This window comes from Vibrio olivae, assembly GCF_042428525.1.
In the GTDB taxonomy this organism is placed as follows: Bacteria; Pseudomonadota; Gammaproteobacteria; order Enterobacterales; family Vibrionaceae; genus Vibrio; species Vibrio olivae.
The window spans coordinates 1-22645 of the sequence record NZ_JBHMEP010000018.1 but is presented as its reverse complement, the minus strand read 5'-3'; the positions used below and the strand labels follow the sequence as shown (position 1 = coordinate 22645).

The 22645-nt window shown below is 40.1% G+C and carries 18 protein-coding genes; 1 reads left to right on the top strand and 17 read right to left on the bottom strand.

Annotated elements, in window-relative coordinates; all coding sequences use genetic code 11:
- Nucleotides 1-754 precede the first annotated feature (754 nt).
- The 7 genes from ACFFUV_RS22575 to ACFFUV_RS22545 form a co-directional block, all read right to left on the bottom strand.
- Complete coding sequence (locus ACFFUV_RS22575) at nt 755-1306, bottom strand: hypothetical protein (RefSeq protein ID WP_390197914.1); 552 nt, start codon at nt 1304-1306, stop codon at nt 755-757.
- Between the two features lie 200 nt (nt 1307-1506).
- Entirely contained in the window at nt 1507-1728 is a 222-nt protein-coding gene (locus ACFFUV_RS22570) for a hypothetical protein (RefSeq protein ID WP_390197911.1), read from the bottom strand.
- Between the two features lie 1051 nt (nt 1729-2779).
- Nucleotides 2780-3244 (bottom strand): hypothetical protein, encoded by a 465-nt coding sequence (locus tag ACFFUV_RS22565; protein WP_390197908.1) that lies wholly within the window; start codon nt 3242-3244, stop codon nt 2780-2782.
- Entirely contained in the window at nt 3241-6834 is a 3594-nt protein-coding gene (locus tag ACFFUV_RS22560) for an RNA-directed DNA polymerase (protein WP_390197905.1), read from the bottom strand. The genes ACFFUV_RS22565 and ACFFUV_RS22560 overlap by 4 nt, the downstream gene beginning before the upstream one ends.
- 652 nt (nt 6835-7486) lie before the next feature.
- Complete coding sequence (locus tag ACFFUV_RS22555) at nt 7487-8737, bottom strand: VapE domain-containing protein (RefSeq protein WP_390197902.1); 1251 nt, start codon at nt 8735-8737, stop codon at nt 7487-7489.
- The gene (locus tag ACFFUV_RS22550) at nt 8730-8972 is read right to left on the bottom strand and encodes a helix-turn-helix transcriptional regulator (protein WP_390197900.1); all 243 of its coding nucleotides are present in this window, start codon (nt 8970-8972) and stop codon (nt 8730-8732) included. The genes ACFFUV_RS22555 and ACFFUV_RS22550 overlap by 8 nt, the downstream gene beginning before the upstream one ends.
- A gap of 73 nt (nt 8973-9045) precedes the next feature.
- The gene (locus ACFFUV_RS22545; RefSeq protein ID WP_390197897.1) at nt 9046-10134 is read right to left on the bottom strand and encodes a hypothetical protein; all 1089 of its coding nucleotides are present in this window, start codon (nt 10132-10134) and stop codon (nt 9046-9048) included.
- Nucleotides 10135-10436: 302 nt separating this feature from the next.
- On the opposite strand from ACFFUV_RS22545, the gene ACFFUV_RS22540 reads away from it, so the two are divergent.
- Nucleotides 10437-13307, top strand: a complete 2871-nt coding sequence (locus ACFFUV_RS22540; RefSeq protein ID WP_390197893.1) for a UvrD-helicase domain-containing protein — start codon at nt 10437-10439, stop codon at nt 13305-13307.
- Between the two features lie 73 nt (nt 13308-13380).
- Here ACFFUV_RS22540 and ACFFUV_RS22535 read toward each other — a convergent pair whose 3' ends face one another.
- From ACFFUV_RS22535 to ACFFUV_RS22490, 10 genes are all read right to left on the bottom strand, one after another.
- Entirely contained in the window at nt 13381-14283 is a 903-nt protein-coding gene (locus ACFFUV_RS22535; RefSeq protein ID WP_390197890.1) for an HNH endonuclease, read from the bottom strand.
- Between the two features lie 95 nt (nt 14284-14378).
- Nucleotides 14379-15578 carry a site-specific integrase gene (locus ACFFUV_RS22530; RefSeq protein WP_390197887.1) on the bottom strand — a complete coding sequence of 400 codons (1200 nt, stop codon included), beginning with the start codon at nt 15576-15578 and terminating at the stop codon, nt 14379-14381.
- A gap of 281 nt (nt 15579-15859) precedes the next feature.
- Nucleotides 15860-16450 (bottom strand): hypothetical protein, encoded by a 591-nt coding sequence (locus ACFFUV_RS22525; RefSeq protein WP_390197884.1) that lies wholly within the window; start codon nt 16448-16450, stop codon nt 15860-15862.
- Between the two features lie 155 nt (nt 16451-16605).
- On the bottom strand, nt 16606-16821 hold the full coding sequence (locus tag ACFFUV_RS22520; RefSeq protein ID WP_390197881.1) for a DUF6434 domain-containing protein: 216 nt from the start codon (nt 16819-16821) through the stop codon (nt 16606-16608).
- 654 nt (nt 16822-17475) lie between these two features.
- The gene (locus tag ACFFUV_RS22515) at nt 17476-17910 is read right to left on the bottom strand and encodes a hypothetical protein (RefSeq protein ID WP_390197878.1); all 435 of its coding nucleotides are present in this window, start codon (nt 17908-17910) and stop codon (nt 17476-17478) included.
- Between the two features lie 141 nt (nt 17911-18051).
- Nucleotides 18052-18819, bottom strand: coding sequence for a GNAT family N-acetyltransferase (locus ACFFUV_RS22510; protein WP_390197875.1), 768 nt, complete (start codon nt 18817-18819; stop codon nt 18052-18054).
- A 115-nt stretch (nt 18820-18934) separates the two neighbouring features.
- Entirely contained in the window at nt 18935-19384 is a 450-nt protein-coding gene (locus tag ACFFUV_RS22505; RefSeq protein WP_390197872.1) for a GNAT family N-acetyltransferase, read from the bottom strand.
- 577 nt (nt 19385-19961) lie between these two features.
- A complete protein-coding gene (locus ACFFUV_RS22500; protein WP_390197869.1) occupies nt 19962-20282 on the bottom strand; it encodes a DUF6980 family protein in 321 nt (106 codons plus the stop codon).
- A gap of 124 nt (nt 20283-20406) precedes the next feature.
- Nucleotides 20407-20964 carry a nucleotidyltransferase family protein gene (locus tag ACFFUV_RS22495; RefSeq protein ID WP_390197866.1) on the bottom strand — a complete coding sequence of 186 codons (558 nt, stop codon included), beginning with the start codon at nt 20962-20964 and terminating at the stop codon, nt 20407-20409.
- A gap of 1196 nt (nt 20965-22160) precedes the next feature.
- Nucleotides 22161-22487 carry a hypothetical protein gene (locus tag ACFFUV_RS22490; RefSeq protein WP_390197863.1) on the bottom strand — a complete coding sequence of 109 codons (327 nt, stop codon included), beginning with the start codon at nt 22485-22487 and terminating at the stop codon, nt 22161-22163.
- Nucleotides 22488-22645: the final 158 nt, after the last annotated feature.

The window sequence follows — 22645 nt, the reverse complement described above, 5'->3', positions numbered from 1 at the left end:
CATCGGATTTCTATGGCCTTCATCTTTAATTAATTGATGATTTAGCTCCGCCAATACTGATATATCTGATTCTATTGCTAGATGTATTTCCACTCGCTTTCCTTTGCATAACGCCCAATTAAGTAGTGAGCAACGCAATACAAAAGCTACCGCATTGCGCCTTAAACACAAAACTCACTGCAAACCAAAGCTGCCATGCGTTGCGAATCTGCTTAAATTGTTTGTTATGCGATTTTTCGGCAATGCTAAATTGGCTAACGAAAACACTACCTTAAACACGAAAAACTACAAACGCGTAGATGACTTTTTGTGATTCAAGAACCAGCGAATTCAACATTTCTTAAAAGGACCGCCACAAGCGCGGAACACGGCATTAAAGCGAAGATTTGGCTTTTACTTGTAAGAAACTCAACGAGCCGAAATTTCAGCAAATACGGACTTTCTGTAAACTTGCCCTTTCCACACTTTACGCCTGAAAAACTTTCCCCGACCAAATACAATTTTGAATGAGGCAACATCACGAACTTTGGCATGTTTTACGGTTGGAGTGATTCAAGAATTTGAGTCGACAATACTGATTTGCCGAAACTAAAAAACGATTGGCCAAAGAGATTAAATTTAGAGAAACCTAAAAAATTTGCCTTGTCGCATAACGCAAAGCTAACGTGCACAAAACCGTGGCGTACACTTTGCGAAGCAAAAGTGCCACGCGTTTTGGGTCACTGTTAAGCATCTTGTTATGCTAGAAGCTGAACTAGAATGAAGCTCGCGTGACGTTAAAGTATCCGGAAGCATTACTTTCGTATTTTTCCCAACCTGGTAGATTGAACCGTTTACCAACTGACTGTGTAACTCTCAGCTCCACACTTTTCCCCTGACCCTCGCGAGATACTCCAATAACTTGAATTTCATCATCAAGAGTTAGCCCATTGATTTTCAATTTTATAAATAAATGTGGGAATTCTGTGCTAGGGCACTTAAACCATCGGTACATTCGATCTGTAGCTTTTTGCGGGATAACAACTACAGCCTGTAGCTTTGAATGACTAACTCGTGTTCCACAAGAATCTGGATTACCTTCATGTTTTGATCCAACAGTTTTAATCGCGACGGGCAGAAGCATGCTACCTTTCTTTACGATTTCTTTTTCAAATTTCTCTCGATTTCGATTAGGAAGAGTCTCATATACATAAGTCATTTCTTCATAAAACTCATCAACAAGCGCATCACCGAAATTACTTTTTATTAAGCGGCTAAACTCAGCTTCATCACCTGACTCAAGTACTGTCCAAACTCGTTTTTTCAATACCTCATCAGTTTCAATAGTACTTCTTATTTTTTCAAAAACGTCTGTATCAACGGAAGGAAAATGACGTAGCCTTATATCTTCTGGCTCATCAGTCTTGATATAACTAATAACTGCCTTTTTTTGCTCATCATTTATTAATGCTTGTACAAATTTATCATCATCAAGTAGCTGAGCTTTAATTTTGGGGTAAAAATACTCTACAGGATATATATATATTCAACAACGGGAAGGAGTACATTTTCTTTCCAAACAAAACCAGCACCCACGAGTAGCGTCAATCCTGATAGAAATGCAATTATGAGCTTTTTAATTTCTGATAACTTAGATGTAAAAACATTCCTTGATATTTCTTCTACTTTGTCCTTGAATAGTAATTCATCAGCTCTTTCTTCGTCACTTCCCACTCGACTATCACTCATGGTCATTCTCCTTGAACAATTAATCCCTGCATGAATTAACATAACATATATGTTGTTATAGCTAATATTAGATCGAGTAAGCAGTATACACATGACGCTTATCTCATTTTTGTTCAAGGAGCATCTAAAACTGAAGTTTCAGAAAGGCATAACGCCGCGTTAAGGCGTGACGTAATGCTTGCCAAACTTGAGCGAAGCGAAACTGGCACGCGTTGCGGAATCGCTCTTGAACGCCTTGTTAGGTTTACTCGCACCTGAACACTTCGACTATTCGATAAGGCCCTGGTTCACATTGACTAAATTTTTGCTGCTCGATTAGATCTACAGCCGATTTAAAGGTTTCCAGTAGACAATGTTCATTGGTCTCAATTTCTTCAGCCATATGGTTACAGGAAAGTGGAGAACATTCAGCCGAAGTGTTATTCGTGTACGTGACGATATCGAACCCCAAAGACACTTTAGAAGCGGGAACCACGACATTCGTAGAAAAATATTCCTCGGGGGGAAAAATCTATCCAATTATCATCATAGTCCCATTGTTTTTCATACATCTCGTAGTAGAACAAAGTTAAGTTGTCTAAATCTATTGAGTTCTCATTCGCTATTTCATGAATAAGTAATGGTGAGTCGAAGAACCAATAACCATTATGCTTCCAGTAATTAACCCACTCACAAAAGTCTTTCGAAACACAACTACTTACTGAGTATATATCTTCAATTTGACTCGCTTTAAGCCAATCAGGTTTACCAGATACAACTTTGTACATGTAACCTACAGGAATCATTCGTTCACCTATTTGCTCAACCTAGAAACCTAACGCCCTGTTAAGGGGGAGATGAAACAAACAAAAATCAAATAATATCATGCATTTAACTTTAAAATACGTAAAATAAAAGATAATAAATAGCAATTATGTAGCACTAGACTCTTTGACTTCCGGTTCCCAAAGATACAACCAAACTAATCTAACATTTGATAGTATACGTATTTATGGAAATCCAATACTTCCTGCAATTTCTAAAACTAAGAGTTGGAGGTTAGACAGTATATTCAATCGTTGACCTGTTCGATTACTCTTTCGATAAGTGCTTGCAAAGGCTGGCACCATTCTCCTCTATCGACCGAATTCGATTGTCTCAAATGCCACACATGTTTTTTGAGTTGATTTCTAATTGTTACATTCCACTTATCATCATCTGGCAGAACATCCAATATCTGTTCAAACGCGAACAACATCTGAGCTACAAACCAACGATATTTTATGTAGTCTTTCTGATTAACTTTGATCACTTGCTCGTCTGCATACGCAAAATCTGGTGATTGATCACATAACTCAAGAAACCTTGAGTACGCCGAATATGCTGTTGCACGCCGAGCCTCTAATTTTGAACTAATCCATTGCTTATAAGCGACTCCAGCTGAAATCATAGCCACCGCACAAGTAGCTATGGTGGCCCAATTTACCCATAGAGCAACGTCAAAAAAAGCGCTCCATCCAGTTGTAAAACACGTCATTTTTTTATTCCTGCTGGCTTTGTCTTAACAGCTTTATATTGTTTCACTTTTCTGGTGAACGCAGCTAAATCTATATCTGCAGTACTAATAGAAATTTGTTTAGTTCCATGAGCATGAGATATTAAACGTTCATATCGTTGTTTATATGGAGCTTGAATAGTTGAACCACCAAACTCTCCAATATTACAAATCACAACATGCTGATACATATGATATTGCAAAGCAGCTGCCATATTATCAAATGTATTTACATCTTGGTTGTGAGCAACGACAATATACAAATCTGTGATGTTTCTGAGATCTGCAGCTAACTTAATGTCTGTAGCATCATAACAAATAGAACCACTAATCAGGAAAGGTCCCTCATCATACCCATGAAGTTCGATAACGTGTTGACAAGGTCTAAAACCATTCACTCCCAATTTTATCTCTTCTAACGTCATGTTCTCTTTACCTTGATCACGAATGACCCACTGCCGTCCACTCTCTCGATAATCAGGTATGAACCATCGAGCAATATTCACCAGCTGTCCTTCATGATCAGTAAAGACTAAACCTGCAAATATTATTGATCCGGTAGTATCTGCTAGACGCTTTATTACATCTTGATCATCAATATGAACCGCAAGTTCAGCAAACACTATTAAGTCGGCATACGGCTTTGAATCTTCATTTTCAGCACATGCTTTAGCCTGTAGTGTTTTTAGTATTAATTTGCTAATAGATAAAATATGCTCTCGATGTTTAGAACGATATTTAGAATTACTTAAATAAGGATCAGAAACACTGAAATCAATAGACTTCGGCAACAGCTGTTGTACAGTAACAATTCTAAAATTGTCTTTTTTGCTAGGCCTATTAACTTTAGTCGGTATGACAGGTAGCGACGAAGCTTCACAAATTAGACTATTAAGATAAGCCAATCTTTTCTTTATACAACTATCAAATGATTCTAAATCTTCAATTGACCGGACATCAGCATCATGAACAAATGTTGATTCAAAGCCCGGCCATTGAAGACAACGGATCAAAAAATCTGAAAACCAGTTACTGGTAGTTGCAAACTCACCAACTATTGATTCCGGAGCGTGCATCATACCCATTCGGCGTTTATACCAGCTAGTACGTAGCCCTTTATAAGTAACCGTTTTTCCTTCTTTCCATCTGCTCTCCGTAAAATCACCAGCCCCCACAGCCGAGGTTCTTAGTATAGTACCAATCCAATAGATGATTTGCCTATCCGCTTTCTCACGATCAATCCAATCCGGTGTTAAAAATCTGGGATCTTTAAATGAACTTTGCTCAATAGTGCAATTAACTTCTTTTATCGTTGAACTCCAAACTTTATCCCACTGTAGTTTAGGTTTAATATCTATGGAGATTTCATTTGGTGAGGAGCCTATAACATTAATATCTTCTCGCGCTTTATCTAACAATCCAAGCGCAAGTTTAAGCAATGCATGTTCAAATTCAAACCCATTTAGATCTGAATTTATAACTTTTGAGAGAAGCTGTTTTCTAGGTTTTGGCTGGAAAGTTATTTGGGGAGCAGCCCATTTAAGTTTTTTGCATAGTGCTTTATTGTTAACTTTCTTATCTAGCGATTTCCATAACGCCAACCAAAAAGGCCCACCTCTCTTAGCAAATACTTCTAGTGGAGTATATTTGTCTTCAAGAGAAGAAATACTCTCCAAAAATAGTGATGCATAAGTATCAAACTTTCCGGTAATTTGTGCAGCGACTTCAAAAAGAGCACTAATTTCAAATTTATATTCTGATTGATCATATACTAATATAGAGTGGAGATTTTCCTGAGGAGAGCTCCCCTTAAGCTTTAACGACAAAGGCTTATTAACGACTGCTAGTAACATTAACGCCTGTCTTTTTACAAATTTTGAAACTTTAGTGCTAGAAATTATTTTCTGTGCATAGCGAGAAATTAGTTCAATAATAGAAGTAGGATCCAAGCTTTTGGGATAATTAACTACTTGAAAATATCCATTAAAATCAATTGCACATCTACACAAGTCAGCAAGTATATAATTCATCATTTGAGCGGTAATTGAATCAGGTTCCCGATTGGTCTTACAATAACTGCTACGATTAAAAATTGCTTCAAATACCGGTTCAAATAAATCTGCATCTGGATAAATTTCGATTGCTTTTCTGAGAACAAGGGCTAGTGAAGGGTCTTTCATCCATGCTGATATAAGCTTCTTTGCTAGTAATTCTTCATTATTATCAAAACCATCACTCTTCTCATAAAAACTTATTTTTCTCTTATACTTAACAATATTTTCTAATCGATTTGCCGCAAAACGTTTTAAAGTATCAGGTCTAATATCATGATCGTAATCTGACAGCTGTAACAAAGAAGAGTCAGCATGACTTCTATCTAACTTTGGAATGTCTACATCTTCAATATCTAATAAGCTTTCCAACATGCCAGAAACATTACTCAATACATCTCTATCTGCAGGACCACTCATTTCACTTTGAATCATTTCAATTCTACTCGCCATACTCCCACTGTTGTCGAGATCTTTAAGTAGAGTTACTTTTGTTTTATCATTATTTAGCTCAAGATCTGGGCCGCCGAATTCCTTTAGTATTTGGTTTACTTTTTTGTTAACTATTCTAGAAATTTCAGAGGGAGTTTTGTCACTAGCGCTAATCACTAAACGTATATCATCTACATATCGGCAATAATCGTGTAGAGTAATTCCATGTTGACTTTTACCTATAAAATTACCAAGTTCTCTATCAAAATTAACTAAATATGCATTCGCATAGAAGCCCGCTGAAACAAGTCCTTGAGGTAGACCTTTTTGAATATCTCCGAGTTTAAGAAGCTCTGCGCGCTTTAAATCTGCAACAGACCAAGACCAACTTGTTATACGCTTAAATGCATTCCAAAACTTAGGGCATTCTGCATATCCAAATTCAACAACAATACGTTTTAGACGCTCAATCAATACATCAATATCAATCGTGTTATAAAACTTAGACAAGTCTAGGTTAACTATAAAAACTTCTTCCGCGTTGGTTGCTTGCTCAGTTGCAATTCGTCCAAGTTCGACAGGCCTCTTTAAAAAATTTTGATAATCAGTAAAGAATTTTCTGTATGTTTCACTATTTCCCCAACGGAACCAAGCTTCATTTTTATTTTTCCAGTCACATAGAAGTCGATTCCCATAACTATATACTTTGTTGTAGCGTGCTTGCTCATATGTCTGTTCTTTATGGCTGCAGTCTCCTTGAGCTGATTCTACAGAATCAGCTAAACATAGCATCGCTGCACTAGCCCATGTCTGATCCCTTATTGAAATATGAGCGAGCGGTCTTATAGGTGGCTTTTCTTGTCTTTTCTCTATGTTTACAGGGTTCCAACCATATTTATCAAAAGACCATATTTCGCTTTTTGCCGCAGGTACCAACTCCAACTTATTCAATTTTGCTCTTTTTACTGAAGTCGCCCATTTTTTCGCATTTTGCTCAATACATAATGCTGATATATCCAATTCTAATGTATCTGCATACCAGTTAAACGAGCGAATATAGCCGTGTGTTTTTTTCCAAGCTTGAGCCATAACAACTTCATCAGCTAAGTATTCAATGCTCGGTTTTAATACTCTATATTTTTCTTTAATTAATTTCGTAATACCTGTAGCTAAATCAAGTTATCATCTTCTGAATAATGGTGGTAACTACATGATTTTTTTTTATATTTTTTATTATAAGATTCAATAATCCTAAGGTTAGATTCTTTCATAATTGCCATTAGATATGTGACTTACAGCAATATTAATCTATGAAATGTTAGACTTCTTGATACTTACAATCATGCTGCAACTTAATACCCCATCAATTTATTCTTATATAGAAATTCCAGACTAATCCTATAATATTACCTTCAATATCCTAGAATTACACCTTACTTTCGTCACGTTTTAGTACACGATACGTATTTTCTACCTACGCTAAACAAAATGCCATGCTAATTATTATATAAATAAAAAATAATATTGATGGTGTTTATTTATTAAAAATTTCATTACCATTTATCTATAAACTTAAGGTCTAATTTTACAATATAAATAGTAATTTTTTGATCTATTAGGCCTACATGTAAACTAATACACGGAAAATTATAACTACAAAGTATCAAAACTTACCCCACTTGCCCCACCTCCCCCACTGAATCAGTGAGGCAAGTGGGGGAGGTGGGGTTAATTTGACAACTTACTGAAATGGAATGTGGGGAGTGACCGTTGGGAAAAGGTACTGGTTGTAGCCGTTTTTCAGTTTTTTCTCGATGCGTCCTTCCTTATGGAGTTGGTTCAGTGCTTTGCCAAGTACACTGCCCTTTGAAGCATCAACTCGTAACAGCTCACACACCTGCTTGGTAGAAAGCCACTCTTTGGCTTTGCCGTGGCAGTCAGCTAAGTGGTCATTCAATAAGTTATACCAGTTCCCTTTGTCTACATACTTAGCAGATTCCTGTGAGACTTGCGCTTGTAACGCGGCAGGTAACATCCAAGGATGATGCTTAACCATAAACTGGTGTTTCACCTCTAACCAGAACTGACGCAGTTTCTCAGGCTCTTTGAGGGTTAACTCCCCTGTTGGCTGATATTCCCATCCAAGAATGTAATTCAACGTCTCCATATCGGTTTCATCGACCAATTCAATCACCGCGTAACGAGTGTTCCCTGTCTCGTCTTTTAAGAAGTCCGTGCCGTTGACCGTCGCAATCAGATTGGTTTGACGCTCTTTCTTGATGTCAGTACGTGCATAAGGCGGCCTTACCGTATCTTTCGAGCGCGTGACAAACGCTTTCAGTGCCCCTTGGCAGTTTTTGGTCGAGCGCTCTAACTCGCCAAGTTCGACAATCCAAGAACGGATCACCGATAACACGCTGTCTTTGTTGTCTGGGTTAAGCTCTGCCCCTTCCAGAAACGCATTAGGCATCACGTTGGCAATACGCTCTACAAATGCTGTTTTCTTAAATGACTGCTCCCCTTGCAATACGGGCACCAATTTGGATTTGAAGTTACCAACAAATAGACATGCTACACAGCCCACTAACCAGTGTAGCAACACCGCATTAGAAAGCTCAGGATGCTTGGCCTTCAGACAGCTTAAGGCGGCGTTAACTCTTGCTACACCGTCCCACGTTCCATGTAGCCAGTCTGCTATTGGGTGATACCGATTCTTTAAAGCCAACGCGCCAAAGTGGTCATCAATGGCACTTCGAGGCATGGAATAAATCGAAGCGAGAGAAATCAGCTCACTGCGCACTTCTTCCTGCGCTCCTGCTAATTGGCTGTCTTTGAAAATATCGGGCTCTAAGGTCATTTTATTGTGCTTAGCTTCGTATCCGGCGCTATCAAGTAGCGCCTTAAGATTGTCAGCAGTATTAAGCACAATGCGTTGTCCTGATTCTTTGTACTTCACATGAGGAAAGGCAGGCTCGTTACCGTCATTAAGCATAGGTGCCCTCCTTTTGTGAGAGGTGGTCACATTTAGTATGACTTTCTAACCATTGGTCGAGGTCTTCTTTGAGGTAACGGACAGCGCGCCCAATCTTAATGAATGGCGGTGCCATGGTGCGGTTTTTGCGTTGTCCTTCCATTCGTGATTGGCGTAAGAAAGAACGACTCATTCCAATGTAAGCAGCAGTCTCTTGCTCGGTAAATGCGCGTTTCACAACGGTGCTTGTTGTCATGTTGATGTCTCCTGTTGTTCATTGAGACTTCAACTTAACCGGTCACAGCGTCATATGACGCCAACAACGACGTTCACGACGACGTTAGGTTTTCGGCTTGCTCTGCTTTGACTAATCGACGGACATCCACCAATACGTTTTTGCGAAATGAATCATAAGACATGGTGTTTTCACTATCGCCTCGCCCAAACCAAGTGACACTGTCTTGCGTAATACTCTCAACCACTAAATCAACGTCATAGTGTCGGTTAAAATCGTGTTGGTTAACGTCTTGTCGAAGCATTGCCCAAACCTTATCGGCTCTGGTTTGAGCGTTACGTTGAAGAATACGATAAGCGATTAATGCGATGGGGTGTGTGAGTAACGGTTGGGTAACCGAACCTAACCGAACATCAGTGCATTGACTAACCGAATCTAATGGGGCATTAGGAAGTGCGTTAACCGAACTTAAGTGCATTGACTCAGTACTTTTAACCGTTGAACCCACCGTTGGGTTAACCGTTGACATAGCACTCGAAGTGCTTTCGATAACCGAACCGTAACCGGACACCTTAATGCTTTCAGCGCCAAACACACCGATTAAATCGTCGATATCAATGCGCAGTTGCTCTGGTTTAACCGAAAGCGGTTTGATTTTCAGTCGCTGACCACCCGTATCAGGGTATTGATTGGCGATTTGTTCAGTTTTTTCATTGGGAATGAGTCGGGAGAGCATTCCTGCGTATTTACCAAGTACACTGTTTACGGTTAAGTCAGTACTGATTTCCGTACTGGCAAGAAAAGGTCCTGTGGGTTGTTTAAAACTGGCGTTTTTATAGGAAAAACTCGCTTCCTGAACACCATTAAACGCTTGGTTAACCGAACGCCAACGGTACACACGGTCAGGCTCCAAAATCAATATATCTTCGCAGGTATGCGTTTCCAGTGAAACAGTAAAGCGTTTGGACATCGGCATCGACAAGCGAACAACGCCGCCATAATCGAAAATGGAGACGACGACTCGCTCACTGCGGGAAATGTAGCCCCCGAAATTTTGACCTTGGGTTACTGCGCATAACGCCATTAAGTGGTTATTAACGGCATCAAACACATCTCCTTGAGTGAGATAGGTCTTATCGGTTAGCTCTGACAAATGCAGGAAACGGCGCTTAAGCGGGTTCACAACTCTCTCCCTTTGAGTAATGACTGTCTTAGCGCGGTATTAAATCATTAAAACCACTGTATAAACAACCATGAACATGAACAATGTGAACAAACTACCGCATCATAGCTAACTGAATACTTACAGGAGATTAGGCATTCAAATACCAATCTTCTAACAAAACTAAAACCGCCGAGTTTATTTACACTCTTGCGTTTCATTGGATCGTAGAAACCCAACCTAGCTCAACTGCTTATGTATATCTAATGCGTTACACTACTTGAACTTTTCGAGGCATATCAAATTATAACTGGCAGCATACAATGACTTTTTGGACACTCACATCAAACCCTTTGGCTCGCTTCTTCAAGAAGGAGCTCCTAGTTCAAGTGGATAATGATGGGATTAGAGTGCTTCAAGATGAAACAGAAAATCAGTTTTTTTGGGAACAGTTGGATTCACCACCTACGTTTACGCTTGCCCTAGACGGTGGCAATTTAAGTTTTACCGCTAAAGGGAAAGCATATCGCTATCGTATGCTTGGATATTTACTTCCCTTTAAGTACGCCAAGCATTTTATTAAGTTTTGGGGAAATAAAAACGCAGAGCGTCTGCAAAGTTTCCTCAGTGACGCTTATTACCAATGCACTGCCACATTTATTAGAGATTCCACAGTAAACAGTATTAGGGCATTCGTTAACGAAGAAATCAAACGCTGGAAAGGCTGGGATAAAGTTGAAGGTCTATCAGAACAAGCAAAAGAAACAGCGAATAAACTCAGCAACATACATAATTGGACATCTTCCGATATCGATAAAATACGGCAGCGTTATCTACAAAAGCAACTTACACACTATCAAGATTTTTTTGATTCGGTGGAGTCAAACCCACTAACCCAAAAGCAGCGAATTGCTTGTGTGACCGACAATGATAACAACCTTCTCCTTGCTGGCGCTGGAACCGGTAAAACCAGCGTTATGGTCGGAAAAACAGGCTATTTAGTGAAAAGTGAGCAAGCTAAGCCAAGCGAGATACTCATGCTTGCTTATGGTCGAATTGCCGCATTGGAAATGGACGAACGCATCAAAGAAAAACTCGGGCTAGATGATGTAAAAGCCAGTACGTTTCACAGCCTTGGTATAAAAATCATCTCTGATGTGGAAGGAAAAAAACCGAGTCTATCCAAACTAGAAGACAGCCCTAAAGCCAAAGCAAAATGGATGAATGATCAAATAGAGATACTCATGCGAGACAGTGATTATCGCAAGGCTCTACTCGAATATTTCAGCTCTTATTATTACGTTGACAAAAGTCCTTGGGATTTTAGCTCTCAAGGTGCCTACCTCAAATATCTCAATGACAATGACATTCGCTCCATGAGAGGAGAACAAGTCAAAAGTTTTGGTGAAATGGTCATAGCTAACTGGCTATTTAGAAAGGGGATTAACTATCAATATGAGGCCAAGTATCGAATTGATGTCGCAACAGAAGAGTATCGTCAATACGAACCCGATTTTTACCTTCCTGATTACGATATCTATATCGAATATTACGGAACCGATGAAAACGGAAACACTGCCCCCTATGTTAATCAAGAACGTTACCACCAAAGCATTGCTTGGAAACGTGAAACCCACAAGAAATATGAAACTGGGTATGTGGAAGTGTTTTACCACCAGCACAAAAAGGGCAAGCTGTTAAATGCATTAGAGCAAGAGCTATTGTCCCGTAACGTTGACGTTAACCCTATTCCTGATGATGTCTTACTCAGCAACTTAGAGAAGATGGGACAAGTGACTGAACTCGCTCGATTGCTCACGGCATTGGTCGATATGTACAAAGCCGCCTGTCTAGACGATAGCGGCGTAGAACGGATCATCAATGAATCGCTTGACCCGAAGCAAACCGAAAAGGCTCTAGAGCTTTTGATGCCGCTCTATCATAGCTATCAAAGATACTTACATGATCATCAAGTTATTGACTTCAATGACATGATAGGAAAAGCACTAGATTACGTACAAACCGGCAGATTCAGTTCACCTTGGAAATACCTATTGGTGGATGAATTCCAAGACATTTCAGAGCCAAGAGCAAGACTAGTCAAAGCGTTGCGCGATAGTACACCTGGATGTTCGCTATTTTGTGTGGGCGATGATTGGCAAGCCATATATCGGTTCAGTGGTGCAGATGTACGACTTACCACCGAGTTTTCCAATTACTTTGGTCCCACGTCTGAAACCACGCTTGATATGACGTTTCGATTCAATAATTCCATTGGTGAAGTCGCGACTCAATTCGTTACTCAGAACCCTGTCCAATTAAAAAAAGACATTAAATCACTTGTCCAAGTCGATAAACCTGCCGTAAGCGTTATTCGCCAAAGTAGTGATGAAGAGGGAATGTCTGCTTTAGACAAAGCTCTCACCTCCATAGCAAACCAAGTTATAACCTCAAAACAACCGAGCAAAAATAAAGTGTACTTGCTCGCGCGATATTGGTATCAGCTTCCCGATATTCATCAACTTAGAACGTTAAAACACCGATATCCGACACTAGAGATAGAGAATCAATCCTTTCATGCTTCAAAAGGTAAAGAAGCGGAGTACGTTGTTGTTTTAGGGCTAACAACTGGCAAGCATGGTTTCCCATCAGAGAAACAAACCCCGCCACTCGTTGATGCTCTTCTTCCTCAAGGTGATAAATTCACTCATGCAGAGGAACGAAGATTGTTTTATGTCGCACTGACACGCGCTAAGCACAAAGCTTACCTTTTAGCTGACATGATGGATGCCAGTGAGTTTGTCACTGAACTATTGAAGAAGAAGTATCCTATAGAGACTGAGGAATTTGATGTATCACTAATCCAATTAGAGGCAGAAAAGATAACCTGTCACAGTTGCGGAACCGGCATCTTGAGACCAAAGGTTGGGCAGTACGGGAAATTTTTATCATGTTCACTGTATCCACGCTGTAAGCACAAAGAGACCCCCTGCACTAAATGTGGCAGCCCAATGAGCCGCGATATTAAAGAAGGCTTTCAAGTCTGCATCGATACAAGTTGCGGCGACGAACGTCCTATATGCAAATGTGGGAATGAAATGAAAATGAGAAATGGAATAAATGGTCTATTCTGGGGGTGCTCAACTTATAGAAAAGGTTTCCAAACGAACTGCTCTAATACCATTAATATTTAAGCGAAAATTATTCGAATGGGCCTGCCATATATACCATCTAGTGCATGCCCATGACTCAACCGGATTAAAAAGTTTAAAGCTTACTAGTTGCTGCTACCTTCTTAATCAATCTTTTCATCTTGGGGATCCCATACATTGGATTTGTTCGATGGATCATACGGTGGCAGTTGGAACATACTATTGCCAAATCGGCTAAACGTGTTTTTTGAACACCATCACTTTTATGTAAAGGCGTTAAATGATGCACTTCACAAAATTCTTCTCCTAACTCTCCATAAAAATCATGGAAATCAAAATTGCAAACTTCACATTTTAGTGTTCCTCTCTTTAATGCTTGTGCTTTTTTCTCTGCGACTAACTTACTATTACGCTCTCGAATAACATGGGCTCTCAGCCTCGGAGTCCCTTCTAAACTACTGATTTCTTCAAATTCTGGTATTACATAACCATTGTTGATCATCTGAATCACTGGCTCGACATAAACGGCACTATCAGGCGAATCTGCATACCATATATTGCTTTGTCCAATCCCTCCTTTAACGGCTCGGGGAATCATTATCGACCGACAACTTTCTGGTAATAAGACTGCATCAGTGAATTTAGCTTTTATTCTATATTTGGTAATGTTATTTGCCTTATGAATAGACGATAGTGACCTGTTATCCTGCAGTTCGCGGTAAACAGTTGCATTTTTATACCATCCTACAACAGCTGTTCCCCCACAGTCAGGTCCTGCCAACCAAACTACTGTTACTCCTTCAATATATTCATCATTTTTTTTGGCTCCCAATCTACCTATATTTATTTTTCCTGTAGGCTCAACATATCCAAAAACAGTTCCATCAGAATTTGTAAAGTTACACACCTCATGCCCAATATTATTCTGATTGTAGGCACCACCTCTCTTGGGCTTATCTTTCTCACTAGCCCCATTATAATCTTTCATCCAACCTACATTACAAAATAATAATTTCATCTCGCTAACACTAGAGTAAACATTCAAAAATCCTTTATAAACGCCATACTATTTAATGTCGTTGCGCCCTTTCACAGATAATTCAATGTTACAAATTACCCAATCAAACTCACCGCTGTTGCTTTATGCTCAGGTGCCAAATGCGCGTAGCGTAGTGTCATTTTTAAATCAGCGTGCCCCAGCAATTCACGAACAATGTTTAAATCCACTCCAGCCATCACTAATTTGCTTGCAAAATGATGCCGCAAGTCATGAAACCTGAAATCATGAAGGCCTGCTTCCTTCAACACCGTTTGCCAAGGATGCTGAAAAAACTCGACTGGTTTCCCAAGGTGCTCAAACACAAACACCGCTTCTGGATTCTGACCTCGCCAGTTTTCCAACATGCTATAGACAGTGTCATTAAGCGGTATTGTCCGTTTTTTCTTGGACTTGGCATTTTCCGAGCGGATCGTAAGGTAACGATTAACCATAGAAATATGCTCCCAACGTAACGTTAACAGCTCCCCTTTTCGCATACCCGTGTGCATTGCCATAATAATTAAAGGCTCAAAGTAATCGATAAATCGTCCTAGTTCCGCCTTATTGTGGACTGCCGGTCGCTGAGCATCACGTAAGCGGCTATCGCGCTCTTTTACTGCGCTCAATAAGGCTTGCTCTTCCTCTTGAGATAAGTAGCGAATGCGAGTGTTATCTTCTTTGATAAGTTTGACGTTGTTGAGGTTGTGGGAATCGATAAACTCCCACTCAACGGCGCGGTTAAACGCCGCTTTAAGCCGGTTAAACGCGTAGGTAATTGTGGCAGGAGCCTTTCCAGCCTTTCGACGCTCTGTGACCCACTGCTGAAGATCCCAAGCACTGATCTCATCTAATGGTTTGTTGGTAAGGTGCTTAAAGTTATTAGCTACACATTGATAAGACTGCTTTGCCCTTTTGGGATTCATCGCAATCAAATAGTCTTTGTAGTGCTCTTCCAAATACTTGCCAAGCGTTAGGCTCTTGCGCATTTCAAGCCGTTTCGCTTCGTGGCGAGATTCCTGAACATCAACCCCACTTGCCACTAATCCGGATTTCTCTTTTGCTAAATCACGAGCTTGAGCTGGCGTCAGTGAATCAGCCGAACCAATCAGGTAATTTCGCTGCTTTCCGTTGAGTCGATAATAGAGGTAATACTTGATAGAACCTTTGGGAGAAATTCGAGCGTGAAAGCCGCTGATTTCGGTATCGTTTAAACGTCCTTGCTCGACGGTGAGAGACTTGATAGAGGTATTGGTGATCTTCTGCTTGATAGCCATAACACATCCTAGCGTGTAGCAAATATGTAGCAGAATTATCGTACCAAGAGAGACTTAGATGAACAACCCAGAACAAACAAAAACTACATAAGATATTGATTATACTTATCTTTAAGTTTATTCATGTTCATTGTGGTTTATAGACAATCTTTACATCATTCCACTGTTAAGGTGTGAGCAACGCAATACCGATGCTACCGAATACCACCTTAAACACTAAATTCAACGCATAGTAAAAATGCCACGCGTTGCGAGTCACTCTTAAACAGTTTGTTAAATTGCTAGCCACCCAAAGCTGATACTAAAAAAGATCCAATAGACGCAATGCTACCCGCATGTGGTAGGGATGAAATGAGCGTATTTACCACAGCTTTACTTGGTTTGTCTGATGAAAACTGCCCCTCGATAGCGTCAACAATCTCCAGAGCATCCTGTTTTTCCTGAGTGGATTGCACTAAGCGATTAATCTCGGCACGCAGTAAATCGATATGTTCAGCAACAGCTGAATTTTCGTTCACCACATTTGTTGAATTATCAGTCGAGTGGTTATTTACGCGAGAGTTAGGACCATTCAAATTGTAAGTAATACTTTGAACTGCTTTCTCGGCTTCAGGTAACCCAAGATTTTTATGCTTAATCTGATAACCAGCAGGGATAATTGAGCCTCCTTCATGGAAACCAGGGTCAATAACTTCATACGTTTCAATGCCACCATTCGACATTTTACGTTGAATAAGATCACCAGTTTCAATCAGGATATCACTACGCTGAATAAACGTTTTCTTTGATTGAACACTAGCTTGGATATCTTCGTATTTTTCACCGTTCTGTTTAAGGACTGTAACCTTGTCTCTCATTAGATCTGAGAACATATGAACTCCTATTGCAATTTAACGCCCTGTTAAGTAGTGAGGCACGCTATACAAATGCCTCTGCACTACTCCGTAAACACAAAATCACTGCAAACCAAAACTGCCACGCGTGCCGAATCTGCTTGAACAGTTTGTTATACAAAATTTCGCGCGACTTACTTTGAATCTTGACGCCTAATCCACTCTTGGGAAGCGTCACCCATTGTTAAACCCACCGAGCTTTTCATCCATTGCATGAAATCTCGGTTGAATTTAAATTGCTCACCAAATTTGGATTTAAAATAACGACGAACGTTTTGAGTTGTCTTGTAACTATCTGTAATGACTGTACCGTCATCAATATCATTCTTATGCCAATCAACCTTTTCCATGGTCCTGATTCCTCCATTTTGTATAACGCCCAATTAAGTAGTGAGCAACGCAATACAAAAGCTACCGCATTGCGCCTTAAACACAAAACTTACCGCAAACCAAAACTGCCACGCGTTGCGAATCTGCTTAAATTGTTTGTTATGCGATTTTTCGACAATGCTAAATTGGCTAGCGAAAACATTACCTTAAACACGAAAAACTACAAACGCACAGATAACTTTTTGTGATTCAAGAACCAACGGATTCAACATTTCACGGAAAAGTTGCCACAAGCTCTAAACGCGGCTTGAAAGCGAAGATTTGGCTTTTGCTTGCAAGAAACTTAACGAGCTAGGATTTCAGCAAATATCGGCTTTCCGTAAACTGGCCCTTACCACACTTTGCGTCCTGCAAACTTTCTACGACCAAATACGATTTTCAATGAGGCAACTTTACGAACTTTGGCATATGTTACGGTTTGAGTGATTCATGAATTTGGACCGAAAATTCTGATTTGCCGAAACCCAAAAGCGAATGGCCAAAGAGATTAAATTTAAAGAAACCTAAAAATTTTTCCTTGTCGCATAACGCCGCGTTAAGGCGTGACGTGAGGCGTGCCAAACTTGAGCGAAGCGAAACTGGCACGCGTTGCGGAATCGCTCTTGAACGCCTTGTTAGGCATTTGTCATTGCGTCTAAGTCAACGCCTGATAATAACAATGCACCTTTGTAAGCCGCTAGAAGAGTAGAGTGCATTACTTCAAGGTCCTCTAGCATAGCTTTTCGACCTATCTCACTGTTTCTACGTAGCCCATGTTCACGAAAAAAATTATGAGCTAATCGATTTCTCGTTTTAAGTGCGTTAGAAAACATCGCTACCATTTGCTCTTCTGTTTCTGAGCTGTGTCCTACCCGTCGAATCAACTGACCTAGAGTGGATTTATTTACATCGTTTACAAGTTTTTGGGCGATATCAGGGGTTGGTTCTTCAAATAAACCTTTATCAGCAGCTAATAGCTGAATCAATAATGTGCCCAGCTCGGTTTCTAAAAGTTGAGCTGCTTCTGATGTTTCTCCGTACTTTCTATACACTTCATCGATTGTCACCATTGTCGCTCCTGATGCCTAACGCCCAATTAAGGTGTGAAGCACGCGACCACAGCACTAAACTTGACCACCGTAAACACCTAATTCAATCCAAACCAAAAATGCCAAGCGTGCTGAATCACTCTTAAATTGTTTGTTATATTTCTAGCTACACCATACACTTCGTACACCAACACTACAGAAACCAACTGATTTACAATTCTTGCTACTGGTACTGTTTGGCATAACATCAGTTAAAAATACCTGTACACCTAAAGACATTGCATCTGAAATTCGAGCCCGCAGTAAAGCAGTTTGACAGCCTTTAGAGCGATAGTCTTCTTGTGTATACGCATTGGCTAATATTGCATATTCATTTTCGATAAAGCTCGTTGCCCAAGCACAGGGTTCACCATTTATTTTTGCTACATAACAGCGAAATGTGTCTGTACAATAAAATGAGCGCTTCTTATCCCAGATTTCATCCGAACACTCTAAACCTGACGTTTTGAGTAAGGCTAGAAACGCATCGACATTATCGTGTGTCCATCGTTCAACTGTGACTTCATCAGGAACTTCTTCGAGCGCTACGTAGTTTACCGCCTTTAGTTCGAGAAACTCATGCTCATAAGCTGGGACAAACTCGCGACTTGATAACCATGCCTTCAACTCGTTGGTGATTGCCTGTGGCTCGATAGAAATTTCAGGAGAGATGTCATGTTTGTACAACCCCAAATGGCTCTCTAAGTCTCCTATAGTACAAACACCATGGATTATTATCTGGTTGTCATACTTACGCGTTTTGTCGATAAAAACTGAGCATCCTTCAAACTCAGACGAAAAAAGTTCACTTTTTACATCTGTGGAAAGAGTTCGCTCATTATTAAATTTAAAGTAAGAGCTATATACGTCTTTGACTCTTTTATCTTGCATCGTTCCCTCAATATTGAATGAAATATAACGCCGCGTTAAGGCGTGACGTGATGCGTGCCATACTGTGAGCGAAGCGAAACTGGCACGCGTTGCGGAATCGCTCTTAAACGCTTTGTTATGTAACTAGCACCTTTGATAGACAGATTGAGCGTTTTACACCTATGTATTTACCATACGCGGTCGATTCTGAGTAGAAGTTACGTTCATAGAAACTGACCGCTTTTGAGTTAACTCTACGTGTCGACAAAATAGCTTTTTGATACCCTTTGTTGACTGCGTAGCGTTCGAGTTGTTCTAGTAAATAAGACCCTGCACCAGATTTGTTGGAATACATTCGCTTTAGTTCACAAACTTCACTTTCATGGTATCGAAACACACCACATGCGACTGCGACATTATTTTGATATACCACTATGCATCCATCTTTCGATGAATCAAAAGTATCGGATGCAAACGAACTTTCACCAGAGTCACTCGTAATTTGAGTAAGCGATGAGTTCAATTCAGTGACTAACGACTGAAAGTCACTGTTACTTGGTTCTACTTTCTTATGTTCAAATTTCATACCTGTCACATAACGCCCTGTTAAGTAGTGAGGCACGCTATACAAATGCTTCTGCACTACTCCGTAAACACAAAAGCCACTGCAAACCAAAAATGCCACGCGTGCCGAATCTGCTTGAACAGTTTGTTAGCTTATGATTTTGGGCAATTCCCCCATACCCATCACACAAACCAAGCATGAACCTTAAAATTTAGATGGAAAGCAATCTGATATCACAGTCGGTATGCATGCAAATGAATACATTACTATTTGAGAGATTTGCTCTCATCAATAGAGGAATCATTATGGCACTAAAACCGGGTCCAAAACCAATTGCTAAATCAACTGGTAAACCAGACCAACGCAGACGTGACAACAAAAAAACTCCTGGGAACACTCCAGGTTTAAAACCTAGCAAGTCGTCAAGTAAATAAGCAGTTATGCTTCAGTAAGCTACTTCTTTGGTAGCTTACTTATTTCTGATTTTTCGTTCAGTTTCCCTTAGTAAGCTAACGCCGCGTTAAGTAGTGAGCAGCGCTTGGCTATACTTGAGCGAAGCGAAACTGCCAAGCGTTGCGAATCTGTCTTAAACGCTTTGTTATGTTTGGTACCATTTACCTGTATTGAACTCTTCAGGAATATCCTGCTCAGTAGGATCATTAAACCCTAGTTTTTCTAATGTATCGAACCACAAATCACGCTTAGACTCAGGCAAATTAACTCCACACCAAGGACAGTAATTAATCATTGAAAAGCTACAACCACCATCCCGGATTATAATTCCGTACTCATCAAATTTTTCTAAATATAGTATTAGAACGTCGGGACATGAAAACTCATCTTGATGTTGGTCGCAGTCTAAAGTCGATGCATAGTTCATTTGATCACAACAGTGATTCATGATTTCCTCCAAAAACATAACGCCCGCTTAAGTGGTGAGCAACACTACCACTGCACTAAATTATTGCACCGTAACCACAAAAGCCAATTGAAACCAAAACCGCCAAGCGTTGCGAATCCGTCTTAAAGCGTTTGTTAGTTGGCTATTCCCAAGGCTCCACTGTAATGTCAGGCCAACGCTTACGATAACCACCGATCATTTGATTGTAGCTTTCGCGCGTCATTGCAACGGGATTTGGCTTTACACTTTTATTGAACGCATCAGATAGCCCATAAGGCGAGTAAATACGCATTATACCGTTTGAATTTAACTTAAATCCGATTGCAAATGCAGATAACCAAGAATCAATGCCCTGCTCTACTTTTGTATATGCAGGTATAGTTTGCCCAAATCTATGAGGATACCATTCATGAACACGTGCTTGGTTTACCACATCAATTGGAACTTCATGCTTCACAATACTGTTAATTCGGCTGCTGTAGCTTTCTTCATTAAAGGTACTAGCGTTATCGAAGTAAACAATATCGAAATCCTTAACGTTCTTGAGTGGTCTTTCACCTGAGAGTGAGTTCCAAATCAGTTGTGTGATTGAACCGCCTGCAATGAAGTAGTCTGGTAATCCTACCTCAATACATGCTTGAGCAGTTTCCATTAGCTCAGGAGTATTTCTAATTAACTTTTCTAGTTGATGTTCTAACATGTTTCCCTGCCAACTAACGCCGCGTTAAGTAGTGAGCAACGCCACCACGAAACCTAACCATACCACCATAAACACAAAACCCAACGATGGAATAAAAAATGCCATGCGTTGGGAATCTGTCTTAAACGCTTTGTTATGTTGGTATTACAACCCCCAATAACTTCGAAGAACTACATTTCCGATAGCCACTAAACTACAAGCGATAGTAACAGCCACTAACATTTGCTTTCTGTTTTTAATCATAATGCCCTCCTAAAGTATTAGATTACAACCTATCACATACGGAATGACATTTCATATAGATACTTAGCTAAAAAGAGTGTCATCACGTTACACAGCATGGATTCATGATAAAAGAACTTAACTTATAATAGATGATCATGAGTTTTTATTGAATGAAACATAACGCCGCATTAAGGGGTGAACAACGCATTCCACCCAACCTAAACCATTGTGCCGTAAACACTAAAGCCAATTCAAACCGAAACCGCCAAGCGTTGTGAATCCCTCTTGAATGCTTTGTTAGTTGACAAACCCAAGGCTTAGGTTTGAAGTTAATTACCGCTTTGCCAACACTAGTTTTATGTGTTTTGAAAAACTCAAATCAGGCGCAGTTTCAAAGCGCCTGTCACTGAAACCACTTGGAACAAACAACGCCGTTGAATACACCCTAACAACACCAAAAAGCTCATTTGAAAAGACAATATCACAGAGCTGACTCTCAACAAGTGAGTCGGCTTCTGAAACGGAAAGTCCGACCACAAAAAAACAAAGCCTGATTTGCACAACCCTGAAAGACTAAAATTTGAAATACAAAACCGAGCCAGAAAAGCACGAACACTAGCCCTAAATATTCTGTTTTAGCTGCGTTTTTCTAGTTGGCAACTAACGCCGCGTTAAGGCGTGACGTAATGCGTGCCATACTGTGAGCGAAGCGAAACTGGCACGCGTTGCGGAATCGCTCTTAAACGCCTTGTTAGGTATACTCGCACCTGAACACTTCGACTATTCGATAAGGCCCTGGTTCACATTGACTAAATTTTTGCTGCTCGATTAGATCTACAGCCGATTTAAAGGTTTCCAGTAGACAATGTTCGTTGGTCTCAATTTCTTCAGCCATATGGTTACAGGAAAGTGGAGAACATTCAGCCGAAGTGTTATTCGTGTACGTGACGATATCGAACCCCAAAGACACTTTAAAAGCGGGAACCACGACATTCGTAGAAAAATATTCCTCGGGGGGAAAAATCTATCCAATTATCATCATAGTCCCATTGTTTTTCATACATCTCGTAGTAGAACAAAGTTAAGTTGTCTAAATCTATTGAGTTCTCATTCGCTATTTCATGAATAAGTAATGGTGAGTCGAAGAACCAATAACCATTATGCTTCCAGTAATTAACCCAGTCACAAAAGTCTTCCGAAACACAACTACTTACTGAGTATATATCTTCAATTTGACTCGCTTTAAGCCAATCAGGTTTACCAGATACAACTTTGTACATGTAACCTACAGGAATCATTCGTTCACCTATTTGCTCAACCTAGAAACCTAACGCCGCGTTAAGGCGTGACGTGACGCGAGCCAAACTGTGAGCGAAGCGAAACTGGCACGCGTTGCGGAATCGCTCTTGAACGCCTTGTTATGCAATGGAACTCTCCATTGTTAAACAGTACTCAC